The sequence below is a fragment of the Moorena sp. SIO4G3 genome, assembly GCF_010692305.1.
In the GTDB taxonomy this organism is placed as follows: Bacteria; Cyanobacteriota; Cyanobacteriia; order Cyanobacteriales; family Coleofasciculaceae; genus Moorena; species Moorena producens_A.
This window is the reverse complement of sequence record NZ_JAAHIG010000675.1, coordinates 1-2167: the sequence shown is the minus strand read 5'-3', so window position 1 is coordinate 2167 and position 2167 is coordinate 1. Positions and strand designations below refer to the sequence as shown.

1 protein-coding gene is annotated in these 2167 nt (G+C 44.8%); it reads left to right on the top strand.

Annotated elements, in window-relative coordinates:
* The first annotated feature begins 577 nt into the window (after positions 1-577).
* Positions 578-2146, top strand: coding sequence for a reverse transcriptase domain-containing protein (locus F6J99_RS44450; RefSeq protein ID WP_293123691.1), 1569 nt, complete (start codon positions 578-580; stop codon positions 2144-2146).
* Positions 2147-2167: the final 21 nt, after the last annotated feature.

The following is a 2167-nucleotide window of genomic DNA, read 5'->3' as shown; positions in this document are numbered from 1 at the left end:
GTGCGGCTCGTTCTGAGGTAGGAGCCTCCTGAAACAGGAGGGGTATGACCCAGAAGATTCGCGGGGTAAAAACCCCGAATCTTAACTATCAGTTGGATGGTGGTGAAAACCCACCCCATTAAGAGAATATGTGACTCCTTATCTGGCCACACCGAGTAAGGCGGCAACCTTACAGAGTGACGCTGGCACCAGGGCGGAATCAGAGGTGAATCAGATTATCCACACTGCCGCTAAAAGGGAGACGACATGGGTAACAGTAGTAAAAGTCCTGAAAAAGTGTCTAACCACCAAGCCGCAATCTGAAAACAAATGCGAGACTACATCCTTTTATTCTCACGATGCTCTTTCAACAGTAATCGTAATCTCTGAGAAGAGGATAGGCAAATTGGACTGCCCTAAATCGTCAAAACAATCTAATTGATGGAACGAGTAAAAACGACAGCAATCTTTAGGTCTAAGAAGTAGTCGAACCTTAGTAAGCCATGCCTTGCTTAATCCCTACTGTCGGGTAAGATGTCACCGGAAACTGGTGACGGGTATCAAGATAAACAAACTAATGAAGAGCATAGGTAGACACATGTCAAACAGATATAGTGACCTCTGGAAAAGTCAAAAGTGGAAACAACTCCGCCGGAATCTTTTCCGCCTCCAAAAGCGAGTTTATAAAGCAGTTCAAGCTGGCGACCTGAGGAAAGCCCGGTCTCTACAGAAACTGATAATGAAATCCCGGTCAGCACAGTTATTGGCTATCCGCCAAGTGACACAGCTCAATCAAGGAAAGAAAACCGCCGGAGTAGACGGGAAAGCATCCCTAACCTACAAAGAAAGGTTCGAGGTACTTAAAAAGTTAGGCTCCAATGCGGAAAACTGGACGCATCAAGGGTTAAGGGAGATACCAATACCCAAGAAAAACGGGAGTACGAGAATACTAAAAGTACCAACAATCCAAGATAGAGCATGGCAATGTCTAGCAAAATACGCCTTAGAACCAGCTCATGAGGCTACGTTCAGTGCCTACAGCTACGGATTCAGAACTGGCAGATGCGCCCAAGACGCACAAAAAATGCTATTTCAAAATCTGAATTCCAGCAAAAAGGGCATAAATAAAAGAGTAATTGAACTAGACATCAAGAAGTGCTTTGACCGCATCTCCCATAGCTCTATTATGGATAGATTGCTAGCACCTGCGGGTCTGAAGACGGGGATATTCAGATGTCTAAAAGCAGGCATCAATCCGGAATTCCCAGAGCAAGGAACACCCCAAGGAGGCGTGGTCAGCCCACTTCTAGCCAACATCGCACTTGACGGAATAGAGGAAACAAACCCCAAGGTCAGAAGTATCAGATATGCCGATGACATGGTAATAATCCTCAAGCCTAAGGATAACGCTGAAAAAATCTTAGGGAAGGTCAAAGACTTCTTAAAAGAACGTGGAATGGAAATCAGCGCTCGAAAGACCAAGGTAACCAAAACGACAGACGGATTTGACTTCTTGGGGTGGAACTTCCGCGTCCAAAAAAACGGAAAGTTCCGGTCAATTCCCTCAGAGGAAAATCACCGGAACATACGTAAGAAGATTAAAGCCGTAGTCAACAGCTCGAATTATGGTGCCAAAGTAAAAGCCAAGAAATTAGCCCCTATCGTGCGCGGATGGAGGAATTACCACAAAAGTTGCGACATGAGCAGCTCGCGAGATAGCTTATGGTTCATAGCAAAAACTGCCAACCGCAAATTCCGAAAGGAAAAAAAGGTGAACAAATATAAAGCTAACGAACTATGTAAACAAGCATTTCCCGCAGTGGGGTATGAACAAAACCAGCACATTAACGTAAAAGGGACTAAGTCCCCCTATGACGGAGACCTAGTCTATTGGAGTGGAAGAAATTCCAAACTATACAACAATGCTACATCCGAGGCTTTGAAAAGGCAAAACCATTCCTGTGGATACTGTGAAATGAAGTTCATTGATGAAGAAAGGGTACACCTACATCACATTGATGGAAACCATGATAACTGGAAGAAAAACAACTTAATAGCTGTTCACCAAAGTTGTCACCAACAGATTCACTGGAGTCAAAAAGATACTCAGGAGCCGTGTGAGGCGAAAGTTTCATGCACGGTTCTGGAGCGGAGGTGCTCCCCGTAATAGGGGACATCGACCGTAATA

Coding starts and splice junctions, on each gene's coding strand:
- F6J99_RS44450 (WP_293123691.1), top strand. CDS start 578: ATGTCAAACAGATATAGTGACCTCTGGAAAAGTCAAAAGTGGAAACAA.